This window comes from Qipengyuania profundimaris (assembly GCF_030717945.1).
GTDB lineage: Bacteria > Pseudomonadota > Alphaproteobacteria > Sphingomonadales > Sphingomonadaceae > Qipengyuania > Qipengyuania profundimaris.
This window is the reverse complement of the sequence record NZ_JAVAIM010000001.1, coordinates 1,310,047-1,323,118: the sequence shown is the minus strand read 5'-3', so window position 1 is coordinate 1,323,118 and position 13,072 is coordinate 1,310,047. Positions and strand designations below refer to the sequence as shown.

General features: G+C 66.1%; 14 protein-coding genes. 7 read left to right on the top strand and 7 right to left on the bottom strand.

The features are described from left to right. The first annotated feature begins 90 nt into the window (after positions 1-90). The 3 genes from Q9K02_RS06515 to Q9K02_RS06505 all read left to right on the top strand — a co-directional run bounded on the left by Q9K02_RS06515 (position 91) and on the right by Q9K02_RS06505 (position 3,962). On the top strand, positions 91-2,835 hold the full coding sequence (locus Q9K02_RS06515; RefSeq protein ID WP_305932164.1) for an ATP-dependent DNA helicase: 2,745 nt from the start codon (positions 91-93) through the stop codon (positions 2,833-2,835). After that, positions 2,832-3,359: a SixA phosphatase family protein gene (locus Q9K02_RS06510; protein WP_305932163.1), complete on the top strand. Its 528-nt coding sequence runs from the start codon at positions 2,832-2,834 to the stop codon at positions 3,357-3,359. Before Q9K02_RS06515 ends, Q9K02_RS06510 begins: the two co-directional genes overlap by 4 nt. A 63-nt stretch (positions 3,360-3,422) precedes the next feature. Next, positions 3,423-3,962: an acyloxyacyl hydrolase gene (locus tag Q9K02_RS06505; RefSeq protein WP_305932162.1), complete on the top strand. Its 540-nt coding sequence runs from the start codon at positions 3,423-3,425 to the stop codon at positions 3,960-3,962. Here Q9K02_RS06505 and soxR read toward each other — a convergent pair. After that, positions 3,959-4,396 carry a redox-sensitive transcriptional activator SoxR gene (gene soxR, locus Q9K02_RS06500; protein ID WP_305932161.1) on the bottom strand — a complete coding sequence of 146 codons (438 nt, stop codon included), beginning with the start codon at positions 4,394-4,396 and terminating at the stop codon, positions 3,959-3,961. The genes Q9K02_RS06505 and soxR overlap by 4 nt on opposite strands. Positions 4,397-4,487: 91 nt before the next feature. Here soxR and Q9K02_RS06495 point away from each other — a divergent pair, with 91 nt between their 5' ends. Next, complete coding sequence (locus tag Q9K02_RS06495) at positions 4,488-4,862, top strand: VOC family protein (protein WP_305932160.1); 375 nt, start codon at positions 4,488-4,490, stop codon at positions 4,860-4,862. 53 nt (positions 4,863-4,915) lie between these two features. Here the strand turns inward: Q9K02_RS06495 and Q9K02_RS06490 are convergent, their stop codons facing one another. From Q9K02_RS06490 to ubiA, 3 genes are read right to left on the bottom strand one after another with little or no spacing between them, the layout of a single operon-like run. Continuing rightward, the gene (locus Q9K02_RS06490; RefSeq protein ID WP_305932159.1) at positions 4,916-5,242 is read right to left on the bottom strand and encodes an ArsR/SmtB family transcription factor; all 327 of its coding nucleotides are present in this window, start codon (positions 5,240-5,242) and stop codon (positions 4,916-4,918) included. A gap of 46 nt (positions 5,243-5,288) precedes the next feature. Further along, complete coding sequence (locus tag Q9K02_RS06485) at positions 5,289-5,909, bottom strand: SOS response-associated peptidase (protein ID WP_305932158.1); 621 nt, start codon at positions 5,907-5,909, stop codon at positions 5,289-5,291. Continuing rightward, positions 5,909-6,823: a 4-hydroxybenzoate octaprenyltransferase gene (gene ubiA, locus Q9K02_RS06480; RefSeq protein WP_305932157.1), complete on the bottom strand. Its 915-nt coding sequence runs from the start codon at positions 6,821-6,823 to the stop codon at positions 5,909-5,911. Before ubiA ends, Q9K02_RS06485 begins: the two co-directional genes overlap by 1 nt. A gap of 39 nt (positions 6,824-6,862) precedes the next feature. Between ubiA and Q9K02_RS06475 the strand changes: the two genes are divergently transcribed. The 3 genes from Q9K02_RS06475 to Q9K02_RS06465 are packed head-to-tail and all read left to right on the top strand — an operon-like array spanning position 6,863 to position 9,350. Then, positions 6,863-7,618 carry a 16S rRNA (uracil(1498)-N(3))-methyltransferase gene (locus Q9K02_RS06475; protein ID WP_305932156.1) on the top strand — a complete coding sequence of 252 codons (756 nt, stop codon included), beginning with the start codon at positions 6,863-6,865 and terminating at the stop codon, positions 7,616-7,618. 42 nt (positions 7,619-7,660) lie between these two features. Continuing rightward, on the top strand, positions 7,661-9,031 hold the full coding sequence (locus Q9K02_RS06470) for a glutamate--cysteine ligase (RefSeq protein ID WP_305932155.1): 1,371 nt from the start codon (positions 7,661-7,663) through the stop codon (positions 9,029-9,031). A 16-nt stretch (positions 9,032-9,047) separates the two neighbouring features. Then, on the top strand, positions 9,048-9,350 hold the full coding sequence (locus Q9K02_RS06465; RefSeq protein ID WP_305932154.1) for a putative quinol monooxygenase: 303 nt from the start codon (positions 9,048-9,050) through the stop codon (positions 9,348-9,350). Here the strand turns inward: Q9K02_RS06465 and Q9K02_RS06460 are convergent, their stop codons facing one another. Genes Q9K02_RS06460 through Q9K02_RS06450 form a run of 3 tightly spaced genes read right to left on the bottom strand, consistent with a single transcriptional unit; the run spans position 9,351 to position 12,970 of the window. After that, complete coding sequence (locus Q9K02_RS06460) at positions 9,351-10,709, bottom strand: methyltransferase family protein (RefSeq protein ID WP_305932153.1); 1,359 nt, start codon at positions 10,707-10,709, stop codon at positions 9,351-9,353. It abuts the gene before it with no gap. A gap of 55 nt (positions 10,710-10,764) precedes the next feature. Beyond that, positions 10,765-12,138, bottom strand: a complete 1,374-nt coding sequence (locus Q9K02_RS06455; protein ID WP_422785446.1) for an outer membrane protein assembly factor BamB family protein — start codon at positions 12,136-12,138, stop codon at positions 10,765-10,767. A gap of 34 nt (positions 12,139-12,172) precedes the next feature. Next, positions 12,173-12,970, bottom strand: a complete 798-nt coding sequence (locus Q9K02_RS06450; protein WP_305932151.1) for a tetratricopeptide repeat protein — start codon at positions 12,968-12,970, stop codon at positions 12,173-12,175. Between the last annotated feature and the right edge of the window lie 102 nt (positions 12,971-13,072).

Here is a 13,072-nt window from a genome sequence, read left to right as displayed (position 1 = left end):
GGTAGGAGCCATCAGCGGCGACCTTCACCCCGGAGAAAATCCCTCCCACCCCGCTTGCCCCGCGTTCCCAATGTGTTCTAACGCCCTCGCGTGAGCCAGCCTCTCCCCCTCCCCGCCCTGCACGCCAGCCATGCCGGAACCTGGCTGCGCGATGCCAACGGAGCGACGCGGGGGTGTTCCAAGGGCGAGGCGGTGATGGCGGCGGCCGATACGCCGCTGTTGATGATGAACGCGCCGCTAGTGGCGAACCGGCTGGGCTATCCGGACTTGAACGGCCTCGACCTGCTGGAGCTGTTCGCTTTCGTCCATCCGGCGCAATTCTGCGTGCCCACGCCCAAGGGCCTCGCCCATGCGCTGGGGCTGGAGGAGCCGGGCGACGATGCCGAAGTGCCGCTGCTGCTGCAGAAAGCCGCGGGCGCGCTGGTGGCGACGTGCGAGAGCGCGAAATGGGTGCAGCGTGAGGGTGCGTGGTCGACCCTGCAATCGCTGGCGCGGCTGCGCTGGCCGTGGGCGGGCGTGCTCGCCCCGCATGTCAAGAAACCCGAGCGGGCGGAGAAATGGCTCTTCAGCCGCCTGCCCGAATGGGAGGAGACGCCCGAGCGTCCGCAGCCCGCGCAGGTGCTGATCGAGGAGCCGGAGATCGAGGCGCATCTCGAACGGCTGACCGGCGAAGGGGCCGAGCGGCGCGAGGGGCAGCGCCTGTTCTCGCGCAATGCGGGTAGCGTCTTCGCCCCGCGCGACCGGCAGAAGCGCCCGCATGTGCTGCTGGCGCAGGCGGGCACGGGCATCGGCAAAACGCTGGGCTATCTCGCCCCCGCCTCGCTCTGGGCGAAGCTGTCGGGCGGCACGGTGTGGGTGAGCACCTATACCAAGAACCTCCAGCGCCAGCTGCGCCGCGAAAGCGCCCGCGCATGGCCTGCGACCCGTAAGGACGGCTCGCCGCCGGTGGTGGTGCGCAAGGGGCGGGAGAATTACCTTTGCCTGCTGAACCTGGAGGATGCGCTGCAGGGCGGCTTTGCCGGGCGGCCCGCGATCCTCGCGCATCTGGTGGCGCGCTGGGCGGCCTATACGCAGGATGGCGACATGATCGGCGGGGACCTGCCCGGCTGGCTCGGCACGCTGTTCCGGAAACGCGGCATCGCGGCGCTGACCGACCAGCGCGGCGAATGCGTCTATGCCGGGTGCCCGCACTACCGGAAATGCTTCATCGAACGCAGCGCAAGGAATGCCGCGCAGGCCGATCTGGTGATCGCCAACCATGCGCTGGTCATGGTCAATGCGGCGCGCGGGCGGGACCAGGGCGGGCGGCCGACGCGGATCGTGTTCGACGAGGGGCATCACGTGTTCGACGCGGCGGATTCGACCTTCTCCGCCGCGCTCACCGGGCAGGAGGCGATCGAACTCAGGCGCTGGATCGTCGGGCCGGAGAAGAACTCGCGCGGGCGGCGGCGCGGACTCGCGGCGCGGCTGGCCGATGTGGCAAGCTATGACGATGCGGGCGGCGAGGCGGTGGAAGCCGCGGTCGAGGCGGCGCATGCCCTCCCGTCCGAAGGCTGGTTGGGGCGGCTGGCGGAAGGCGCGCCGATCGGCCCGGTCGAGGAATTGCTGGCGCAGGTCCGCGCGACCACCTTCGCGCGCGACGAAAGCGGCCTGGAGGCAGGCTACGGGATCGAGACCGAGACTGCGCAGATGCCCGGCGAACTGGTCGAAGCGGCTGGCACCGCGGCGCAGGCGCTGGCTGCCATCCGCGTTCCGCTGCTGAAGCTGGCGGGCCGGTTGGAGGCGGTGCTGGAAGACGCGCCCGACTGGCTCGACGGGCAGGGTCGCGCGCGGATCGAGGGCGCGCGCCACTCGCTCGCCTGGCGGATCGACCTGATCGCGGCGTGGGAAGCGCTGCTCGGGCGGCTCGGCGGGCCTGCGGACCCGGAATTCGTCGACTGGCTGCAAGTCGACCGCAACGATGCACGCGAATTCGACGTCGGCCTCTATCGCCACTGGCTCGACCCGATGAAGCCTTTTGCCCGCGTAGTCATGGAACCGGCGCACGGGTTGATGATGACGAGCGCCACGCTGACCGATCGCGACGAGACCGGGCCGGATTGGCCGCATGCCATCGCCGCCAGCGGCGCGCCGCATCTGGAGCTAAATCCGCGCACCGCGCAGGCCGACAGCCCGTTCGACTATGCCAACCGCGCCGAAGTGCTGATCGTCACCGACATCCGCAAGGGCGACATTCCCGCGATGGCGGGTGCCTATGCGCGGCTGATCGAGGCGAGCGGTGGCGGGGTGCTCGGCCTCTTCACCGCGATCCGCCGGATGCGCGCGGTCTATGGCCGCATCGCCGACCGCCTCGCCCGGGCCGGCCTGCCGCTTTACGCCCAACACGTCGATCCGATCGACACCGGCACGCTGACCGATATCTTCCGCGACGACCCACGTGCCAGCCTGCTCGGCACCGATGCCCTGCGCGACGGGGTGGACGTGCCGGGCGAGAGCCTGCGCTGCGTGGTCCTCGAAAGCGTGCCCTGGCCGCGCCCGACCATCCTCCACTGCGCCCGCCGCGCGGCTGCCGCCGAGCAAGAGGGCGGCGCCAAGCGTTACGACGACCGCATCATCCGCGCGCGGCTGGCGCAGGCCTTCGGTCGCCTGATCCGCAGCCGCGACGATTCGGGCCATTTCATCGTTCTTTCCAGCGCCTTCCCCAGCCGGCTGCTGTCGGCCTTCCCCGAAGGCACGCCCGTCATCCGCCTGACACTCGAAGAGGCTTTACAGCGCGTGGCGAAGGGTGTTGGAACAGCCGAGCCCCAAGTCGCTGCGGAGAATGACGCCTCGTGAAAATCCTCGGTCTCCTGCGCCACGCCAAGTCCGACTGGGGCGCGAGCGACAAGCGCGATTTCGACCGGGGCCTGAACGATCGCGGCCATCGGGGCGCCAAGGTGATCGGCGAGCATATCGCCAGGCACGGCGTAAAGTGGGACACAGTGCTCGCCAGTCCGGCCGAGCGGGTAAAGCTGACGCTGGCCGACGCCTTGCCAGATCTCGCGCCTGAATGGGACCAGCGGCTCTACCTCGCCGGGACCGATACGATCATGGACGTCCTGCGCGAATGCGGCGGCGATGCGGAGGCGGTGCTGTTGTCGGGCCACAATCCGGGTCTGGGCGACATGCTGTTCGAACTGGTCGCGCCGAAGAACGAGAACGATCTTTACGACGAGGCCAAGGTCAAATTCCCGACCGCAGCCTATGCGGTCTATGAGCTTGATATCGAGAGCTGGGCCGACCTGCGCGACGGCTGTGGCAAGCTGGTGCATTTCGCCCGCCCGCGCGACCTCGACGAGGAGCTGGGGCCGGAATATTGAGCGTCAGGCTGCAGCAAGGATAGCGTGATTAAGCAAGGCTTTCACTCCAGCGAAAGCCTTCGAATGAAACGCCTTTTTTCCATCATTGGCGCCTGCCTCGTTTCAGCCGCTGCGACCTCGGCCCATGCGGGTGAGGTCTATGGCGGCGTCATGGCGCATGGTGTCGATACGCCCTTCACCTTCGAGACGAACGAGGACGGCATCGATCTTCAGGCAGGCGTTCGGAGCGAACCGATCGAGGCGCTGGCCTTCGTCGGCAAGCCGTCGCTCTATGCTTTTGGGTCGGTCAATACGGCGGGCGATACCAACTTCGTGGCGGCGGGCGTGAGCTGGAAGATCGATCTGGGTCCGGTGTACCTGCGCCCCGGTGTCGGCCTCGCCCTGCACGACGCGCCTGCGTTCAGGCTCGACCCCGAGACCCGCATCCGCACCGACCTCGGCAGCCGCGTGCTGTTCGAGCCTGAGATCGCGATCGGCCTGCCGGTATCGGAGCGCGTCTCGGTCGAGGCGAGCTGGGTACACATCAGCAATGCGCGCCTGTTCAATTCACAGCAGAACCCCGGCATCGACATGATCGGTGTGCGCGCAAACCTCGCCTTCTAACGCAAGACACGCGGCCCCTTGCCGCTCTCGCCCCATTTGTCGTTCGCATTGTAGAGCGCGCATTTTTTCAGGCTCAGGCAGCCGCAGCCGATGCAGCCGTCGAGGTCCTCGCGGACCTTCTCCAGCTGCACGATCTGTGCATCGATGCGCTGGCGGATCGCGCCGCTGATCCGCTTCCAGTCGGCGGCATTTGGCGTGCGGCCATGCGGCAGGCCCTTCATCGCCTCCTCGATCTCCGCCAGCGACAGACCGAGATTCTGCGCGATCAGGATGAAGCTGAGACGCCGGATATCGCTGCGCAGGAAGCGGCGCTGGTTGCCGCCGGTGCGCATCGGCTCGACCAGACCCCTGTCTTCGTAGAACCGAATCGCAGACACGCTCAGGCCGGTGCGGCGGGCGAGTTCGCCGATGCTGAGCAGGTCGTTCGCTTTCATCGATCAGACTTATAGCGCAATTAAACCTTGACCTCAACTTAGCTTGAGGTTGCATCAATGCGTGCATCGCCATTCGAACAGGAGATTATCCATGGCCAATGCACGGTTAGAACACGTCAATTTCTCGGTCACCGACGGTGAACGCAGCGCCAGGCTGCTCGAACAGCTGACCGGCTGGCACCGCCGCTGGGAAGGGCCCTCGCTCGACAACGGACGCTCGACCCACCTCGGCGACGATCATGCCTATGTCGCCATACACACCAGCCCGCGGATTGCCGGTGATTTCGCCAAGAGCGTGCCGATGAACCACATCGGCATCGCGGTCGACGATCTCGACGCCGCCGAAGCGGTCGTGATCGAGCATGGCCTCGAAACGTTCAATCACGGGAAATACGAGCCCGGCCCGCGCAGTTTCTATTTCTTCGACTGGGACGGGATCGAGTTCGAGGTGGTCAGCTATGAATGAGATCATGCCGCGCAAGCCGCTGTTCGCTCGCCGTCGTCAACCGCCGCAACCGGCTACATCCGTGGAGCGAAGCCCTGATTCCCTTCGGACCCGTGATAACCCGCCAGCGCGGTCATCGGCACGTCCTCGAACCGCCCTAGCCAGCGCCGCGCCATCTTCGCCAGTGGCATCGGGTTGAGGTAGTGCCGCTTGCATCGCCCGTCGCGCTCGCTCGCGACCAGTTCTGCCGCCTCAAGCACCGCGAGATGCTTGGCCACCGCCTGCCGCGACATTGGCAGCTCCGCGCTGAGATCGGAGAGCGTAAGCCCGCCCTGCTCGCTCAGCCGGTCCAGCAGGAGCCGGCGCGTGGGATCGGAAAGGGCGACGAATGTGTCCGTCATGCAGCAAGGCTAGGCACACCGCACCGAGTCGCTCAAGTTTGCGTGGTCAGAGCAACGAGACTTGTCCACGACCGGACCACGGTACGCCCGTGCGGTCGAGGGTCAGATCGCCTTGCCAGGGCTTGCACAGAGCGCGCGCATCGTCGGGTGAGCCGCCGGTCCAGACGCCGATGTCCGCATCTTCTAGCAGCACCGGCATGCGCGAATGGACCTCTGTCGCCAGCCCGTCCGCATCGGTCATCACCATCGAATAACAGCGACCCCATTCATTCGACTCGCGCCAGACACCGGCGACGGCGAAGACTTCCGCATCTGGCCGCGACATCCAGCTGCGCGTCTTGCCACCCTTGGGACCCTCGGCCTCCGCCCAGGCCGTCACCGGGATGATGCAGCGGCGCTCTTCGAAGCTGTAGCCCCAGAAGAAGCTGTCGAGCTTGTCGGTGCGCGCATTGTTGACCGGTTTGGGCTTCAGCGGCTGGCCGCTCTTGCCCTTCATCACCAGCGGGAAACCCCAGGTCATCTGCTGGAGCTGGCCTTCAGCGACCACGGCACCGGGATAGCCGGGAAATACTTCCTCTGCGAAGTTCGCCCCCCCGAGTGCATTGACCGCGTCGAACCATTTGGCGACCTCATCGGTGGTCTTGGTCATCCGGTAGAGATTGCACATCAGGCGTTGCCCACGACAAAGCATGCGGCGGCAACCAGCGCGCCGGTCCAGCGGTTCGAGCGGAAGCGATCGAGCGGATTGGCGGGGTCCTCCGCATCGAGCGTCGCGACCTGCCACGCGAGATGTGCTGCGGCGGGGAGCAGCGCGAGCAGCGCGATCCAGTCCGCACGGTAGAGCCAGAAGGCGAGCGCCCACAGGGCCACTGCGCCAGCATAGAACAGCGCCACGCCGCCGGTCACATGGCCGCCGAGCCGCAGCGCGCTGGAGCGGATGCCGACCAGCGCATCGTCCTCGCGGTCCTGCAGCGCGTAGATCGTGTCGTAGCCGATGACCCACAGCGCTGCGCCTGCGTACATTGAAGCCAGAGCGTCCCAATTGTCGGCGCGCAACTGCGTCCAGCCGACCAGCAGGCCCCAGGTGAACACCATGCCGAGCCAAGCCTGCGGCCACCAAGTGATGCGCTTCATGAAGGGATAGGCGGCGACAAGAGCGATACTCGCTAGCGCTACACCTTGCGCGAGGGGGCGCAACTGGACGAGGACGAGCAGGCCGATCAGGCACAGTGCGAGCAACCAACCCCAAGCTACCTTCTTCGAAACACGTCCGCTGGCCACCGGACGACTTGCAGTCCGGGTCACCTTCCTATCGAGCCTTGCATCGACGATATCGTTATAGACGCAGCCCGCACCGCGCATCGCGATACTGCCGACCAGCAACCAGCCGAGCAGTGCGACTTGCCATCCCGCCCCGGCCAGCCACACGCCCCAGGCGCAGGGCCAGAACAGCAGCCACCAGCCGATCGGTCGGTCGAACCGCGCCAGCATCGCAAGATCGCACGGCAATTGCGGCAGCCGCGCGACGAGGCCTTTATGTTCGCTGTCGGGGACGACGTCGGGGTTGGCGGTTTCGCTCATCGCTTGCTCCCTAACCTCCGACGTGCCACCTGCAAAGCCATGCCCGCAACACCCGCCTGGCCGCCCAAGAGTGCACCGCGCCTGTTCGTCGAGAACGAACTCGGCTCCGGCCGGACTATCGCCGTCGAAGGCAACCAGGCCAATTACCTCGCCCGGGTCATGCGCGTTGACGAGGGCGATGCGGTGATCCTGTGCGACGATCTCACGGGAGAATGGGCCGCGAGTGTCACGCAAGTCGACAAGCGCCGCGTCCAGCTCGAGGTCGGGCAGCACCTGCGCCTGCGCGAGCCGGTGCCGGATTTCTGGCTCTGCCCCGCGCTGCTCAAGAAAGACCGCTTCGATCTCGTGCTCGAGAAAGCGACCGAGCTCGGCGTCGCGCGCATCGCCCCTGTCGTCACCCGGCGCTGCGTGGCGGACAAGCTCAATCCCGAACGCGCCGACACGATCGTGACCGAAGCGGCCGAGCAATGCGCGCGCACCGCCCTGCCCGAGATCGCACCGGTCGCAAAACTCGACGCCTTGCTGCGCGACTGGCCGCAGGACCGCCACCTGTTCTTTGCCGACGAGGATGGCGGCGAACCGGCCGCCGACGCCTTTTGCTATGCCGAGGGACCGGCCGCGCTGCTGGTCGGCCCCGAAGGCGGCTTCGACGATGCCGAACGGGCCGCGATCCGCGCGCATCCCGCCTCCGTCGCGATCAGCCTCGGCCCGAGGATCCTGCGCGGCGAGACGGCGGCCATCGCCGGGACCGCCGTGTGGATGGCGGAAGCGGGCGACTGGCTGGACGAAGAATAAAAGGCTTCCCTCCAAAGGTTCGGTTTTCTAACGCCACCGACCATGAGCACGCGCGAGACCTCCGGCAACGCCGATCCCGTCATCGAATCCCGCGACCAGCTGGTCGCCCCGATGCAGCGCGGGGAGAAGCCCAAGGACCAGTGGCGCATCGGCACCGAGCACGAAAAACTCGTCTTCCACCGTAGCGACTTCCGCGCACCGTCCTACGACGAAAAAGGCGGCATCCGCGACATCCTGATGAGCCTGCGCCAGTTCGGCTGGGAACCGGTGGAAGAGGGCGGCAAGGTCATCGCCATGCGCGGGGAGGACGGAACGGTCAGCCTCGAACCAGCCGGCCAGCTCGAACTGTCGGGTGCACCGCTGGAAAACCTGCACCAGACCTGCGCGGAAACCGGGCGGCATCTCGACCAGGTGAAGCGCGTCGGCGAGGATTGCGGCGTCGGGTTCCTCGGCCTTGGCATGTGGCCCGACAAGACCCGCGAAGAACTGCCGATGATGCCCAAGGGTCGCTACGAAATCATGAAGCGCCACATGCCCCGCGTCGGCACGCTGGGCCTCGACATGATGCTGCGCACCTGCACCATCCAGGTGAACCTCGATTATTCGAGCGAGGCGGACATGGCGCAGAAATTCCGCACCGGCCTCGCGCTCCAGCCGCTCGCGACCGCGCTCTTCGCCAATTCGCCCTTCACCGAAGGGAAACCGAACGGTTACCTGTCCTACCGCAGCCACATCTGGAGCGACACCGACCCGCACCGCACCGGCATGCTGCCCTTCGTGTTCGAGGACGGCTTCGGTTACGAGCGCTGGGCCGACTACATGCTCGACGTGCCGATGTATTTCGTCTTCCGCGACGGGAAATATATCGATGCGGCAGGGCACAGTTTCCGCGATTTCCTCAAGGGCGAACTCGAAGTCCTGCCCGGCGAGAAACCGACCGAGAGCGACTGGTGGGACCACCTCTCCACCGCTTTCCCCGAAGTCCGCCTGAAGAGCTTCCTCGAAATGCGCGGTGCCGACGGGGGCCCGTGGAGTCGGATCTGCGCCCTCCCCGCTTTCTGGGTCGGCCTGCTTTATGACCAAGGCGCACTCGACGGCGCATGGGATCTGGTCAGGCACTGGACGATGGAAGAGCGCGAGGCGCTCCGCAACGCTGTGCCGAAGCAGGCGCTCGCTGCACCGATTCCGGGCGGTGGCACCTTGCGCGATCTCGCGAAAGAGGTCTTGGCCATTGCCCGCGCCGGGCTCGCCTCCCGCGCGCGTCTCAACTCGTCGGGCGACAACGAAACCGGGTTCCTCGAAACGCTCGACGAGATCGTCGCCAGCGGGAAGGTGCCCGCGCAGGTCCTGCTCGATCGCTATCATGGCGAATGGGGCGGCGATATCGAGCGCGTCTACAAATACAGTTTCTGAGCGAAGGGAAAGAGCGATGATCCAGATCAATGGCACCATCAAGCTGGGCCGCACGATCGATGCCGCGACGCGCAAGGCGATCGTCGAAATGGTCCGCGCCAGCCGTGCGGAAGACGGCTGCCTCGACTATGCCTTCGCCACCGATCTGGCCGATCCCGATACGCTGGTGCTGTTCGAGCGCTGGCGCGACCAGGCGGCGCTGGATGCGCATGGCACATCCGCTCACATGGCGGAATTCCAGAAGGTGATGGCCGACAATCCGCCCGCCTCGCGCGATATTCGCATCTACGAGACCGACGAGGGCAATCCGCTCGGCTGATTACTCCGCGGGCTGCGGTGCCAGAGTTTCGCGCGGCTTCCAGACCAATCGCTGCAGGCGTGTGAGCGGCGCGGTCAGAAGGCCGTGCTGCGCCATATACGCGTAGTACACGCGATATTTTTCATCCTCGCGCAGCAGATGCGCTTCCTCGGTCTTGGCCCGCCAGAAATAGATCGCGTTGACCACCAGCAGGAAAAAGCAATTGCGGATGGTTTCCACCCATGAACCGTCCTGCACCAGGAAGGGCAGCGTCGCGCACCACCAGAACAGGTTCTTCGACACATAGGCCGGATGGCGCGTGAAGCGGTATGGCCCGTTCGTGAGCACGCCGCGATAGGTGAGGTTCGAAAAGCGCAGGCCGAAGGCGAAGGTCGCCCAGGCGTAGAACGCGGTCAGCACCACCAGCAGCGCGCCCCATGCAGCGAGCGCGAGATCGTTGCCCTCCAGCCAGAATATCCATCCCGGCGTACCGAGCTCGTAATTGATCGCCTTGCCCTCGCCCAGAATGCCCCAGACGATCGGCGGGTAACAGATCAGCGCCGCCACCCAGCCTGCCAGGAAGGGATTGCCGCTGCGAATGTGGGCGTCGAGCGGGCGCATGGTGACGATATAGCCGACCGTGCCGATCATCACGTCGACCATGAACATGACTTCGATAATCATCAGCGCTAATTGCTCGGGGCGCTGGGCGAGCAATCCGAAATCGGCTTCCACCACGTTGCGGAAGGCAAACGGGATGATGGAGATCATGAAGGCGGTGAAGAAGGCCTTGATGATCCAGCTGCGCCAATGCGCCTTGACTTCATCGACCTGCCACCCGGCCTTGCGAACGAGCAGTGCCCCGAAGTGCCAGGCATGGTCGCGCGGGTTCACCATGTAGCGATCGATCCAGAACACATAGGGGACCGACAGCACCATGAGCGGAATCGCCGCATAACCCAGCACCCGCATCGAGAAGAGGTAATTCCCGCTCCAGTACCAGCGGCACAGGCAGTAGAGCGCAGCGATGATCGCCCAGGTCGCCCACAGGCCGATGAGCTTGATCAGCGTGTCCGCACGATCGGGCTGTCGCGTGCGGCCGAGCGACCAGTCGAGCCCGGTGCTGGGGCGACGATGCACCTTCTCCACCACTACCGACCACAGCGCCATCGGCAGCGCCGCGGCGAGCAGGCCGACCAATGCTGCGTGCGGACCGGACATGACCTCGCGCGGGCCGGGCAGGTCGAGGCTGGTGGCAATCGCGGGATAGGCGCGCGCGAACAGGACCCAGCCGAACAGCCCGGCCAGGCCGACCAGCCCGACAGCCGCAGAGACATCGCTCTTCGGCCGCGTCACCGGGATCGATTCACGCGTATCCATTTCCCCGCCGTCCTACACCCGAATGGTTAACACCCGGCAGAGAATAGCGCAAAGCCTAGCGGAAGGCGGTAACCGTGCCGCTGTCGTCGAGGATGTAGAGCGTGTTATTAGCCACCACCGGAGCCAGGCTGACCGGTTCGTCGAGGTCGTAGAACAGGCTGGCGGAACCCTCGCCCGTGCTGACGCGATAGATCTCGCCTTCACTGCTGGCGACCCAGAGGTTGTTCCCGGCGAGGACAGGACCGGTCCAGAAGATCGGACCTTTCTTGTCCTCCTGATCGCGATACTGCGCCAGCTGCGTGATCCAGCGGACTTTGCCGGTGCTGCGCGCAATGGCCAGCAGACGGGCATCGTCGGTAAGGGTGAAAATCCACTCGCCGGCGATAGCCGGCGTGGAAATCCCTGCGAGGCTGAGTTCCCAGATGCGCTGCCCGGTGACCAGCTCGTAAGCTGCCATGCGGCCGCCCTGGCCCAGCGCGTAGACGCGGCCATTGTCGATGATCGGATCGGCGTCGATATCGGTCAGCGAACTGACCGAGGTCGAGATCGAGGTGCGCGCCAGCGCATCGGCCCACAGCGTGCGGCCGTTTTCGTAGCGGTGGGCGATGAGCTCGCCCGAACTGTAGCCGGCGATAACCGTACCCTGCCCTGCAGCAGGCGCCGCCACGCCGAAAACGCCGGCCTGGGTCGCCGAACCGGATTGCTGCCACTGGACCGCGCCGTCGTTCAGGTCGAGCGCATAGATCTGGTTGTCCTGCGTCATCACGAACAGCGAACCGAAGGCGATGGTGGGCGAACCGCGCAATGGACCGGCGGGCTTGACCTGCCACAGCTGCGCGCCGGTGTTTGCATCGAGGGCGATGACGTCGCCCGCACCGGTGGTCATGTAGACCTTGCCATCGGCATAGCTCGCGCCGCCGCCAAACGCGGAAGCGCGCGTGTCACCAGTCAAGTTGGGGGCAAATGCCCAGCGCTTGGCACCGGTTTGCGCGTCGAAAGCATCGAGTTCGCCGTCACTACCGACCGCGAACAGCATACCGCCGCCCACGACCGGCGCAGCGCCCAGACGCTCGCGGTTGGAGCCGCCCGCGACCTCGGCGGTAAACGCCCGCGTCGGCGTGGCGGAGAGCGCGAGATGGCCATAGGACTTGCTGGCCGTGCCCCCGGCCTGCGCCCAGCTGTCATTCGCCTGCGCGGGAGGGAGAACCACCGCAACACCGGCCAGCGCAGGATCGACTTCGGCACCGGCTTCGATGCGCGAGAGGATCGGTTCGCGATTGCCGATCGTCGGAGTCGCCTTCTCATCGCCGCCGCCGAACAGGCCGCCGCTGCAGGCGCCGAGGCTGGCGACCAGCGCTACGGCCAGAACGCCGCGTGCCAAACCGCTGCGTGAGTTAGCTTTCGAAGGCTTCCGGCCCTTACGATCCATAGTCGGTTCTTCCATTCCGGCCCGAACGGGCCCCTTACTGGATTTGCGCGGCGGCTTCGCCATCCGCGGCCTGAGTGTCCACGCCCTGTTCTTCGAGCAGAGCGTCCACGTCCTCGATCGCATCGACGCCGAGCACGCCGGCCATCTGCCGTGCGCGCGAGCGTAGTCCTTCGGGCGCATCGTCTGCCTTAGCGATCTGCGCGAACAGCGCGCCCGCCTCGGCTTCCTTGCCCTGGTCCATGTAGGCATGGGCGACGAGTTCGCCGGCGCTGGCGAAGAAAGGATTTCCGGGAACGGCAAGCGGTTTCAGCTGGGTAATCACCTCGCCGCTCGACAGGCTGTCGTACCGCGTGGCGACTTCGCGCAGCTTCGCGAGGTCGCGCAGCGCCTGTGGTGCGCTTTCATTCGCGGCGACGGCGGCGAAGAGGCGCGCGGCTTCATCGGGCCTGTCCTGCTCGGCAGCGATCCCGGCGCGCATGAGTCCTGCAACGGCGGAGGCCCCGCCCCTGTCTTCACCGGCCAGCGCCTCGAGCTGGTCGTATCCGGTCTGCAGATTGCCCGCTTCGACCTGGTCGAGCGCGCCCACGAGAACTTCGGAATCAGCCTCCATCGCCTGTTCCTGGCGGCTGTCCCAGAACAAATAGCCGCCGAAACCGACCAGGCCGAGGATGAGCACGGCGAGCAAAGGCTTGCCGTATTTCGTGAAGAATTCCTCGGTATCGCCTTGGCGCACCGCGTCATCGACCTCCCGCAGCAGGGCTTCCTGCTCGGCGGCGTCACGTTTCGCGAGTTTTTCCTCGCGGCTGAGTTCTTTCTTGGGTGTGAGGGCCACGTGTGGCGGGCTCCGCTTTGTCTTGTCGAAAAATGTTTGCGCGTCTTTAGGCAGTGCGCCCGCCAAGGGCAATGGTCGTCGAAGCCTGTCCCCGTCCGGGTG